We start from the raw sequence: 751 nt of genomic DNA, 5'->3' as shown, positions 1-751 counted from the left end.
ACGCCACCTTCGCCGCCCAGCAAGGCCTCGTCGCCGAAATGGCGTGCGCGCTCCGCATCCCCTACGGCACCGCGTCCGGACTGCTCCAGGAGAGTTGGACCCTGGTCGAATCCCGCCCCCACACCCTCAACGCCCTCCGCAACGGAGAAATCTCCCTCCGCCATGCACGCCGCCTACTCGACCAACTCGACTCCGTACCGGCACCCTTCCACACCGACCTCGAACAGGTCCTGCTACCCCACGCCAAACGACTCACCCCCGCACAATTCGACGGCAAAGCCCGCAAACTACGCGAATACATCCACCCCGAGTCCATCGTGGTGCGCCGCGCCAAGTGTCTGGCCGACCGCACGGTCCGGTTCTTCCCCGACAAAGACGGTATGGCCACCCTGTGGCTGCGAGCCGCGGGCGACGACCTCAGCGCCATCTTCCACCGCGTCACCGACACCGCCCTCAGCCTGCAACGCCCCGACGAACCCCGCACCCTCACCCAACTCCGCACCGACGTCGCCATCGACCTGCTCGCCCGAGGCGTCACCGACACCGGCCTCGGCGCCGGCATCGGCGCCACCGTCAACGTCACCGTCCCCGTCCTGACCCTGATGGGCAAAAGCGACGAACCCGGCGAACTCGAAGGCTACGGACCCATCGACCCCGAAACCGCCCGCAAACTCGCCGGCACCGCCACCAGCTTCCTACGCATCCTCACCCACCCCCACACCGGCATCGTGCTCGACGTCAGCGCCACCCC

1 protein-coding gene is annotated in these 751 nt (G+C 68.0%); it reads left to right on the top strand.

Translation table 11 applies throughout. The annotated features are described in order from the left end of the window. A partial coding sequence (locus tag QMK22_RS17460; protein WP_283498926.1) for a DUF222 domain-containing protein occupies nt 1–751 on the top strand: 751 nt, incomplete at both ends.

This window comes from Cryobacterium sp. PH29-G1 (genome assembly GCF_030063365.1).
Taxonomy (GTDB): Bacteria; Actinomycetota; Actinomycetes; order Actinomycetales; family Microbacteriaceae; genus Cryobacterium.
This window is presented reverse-complemented; position numbering and strand designations above follow the sequence as displayed.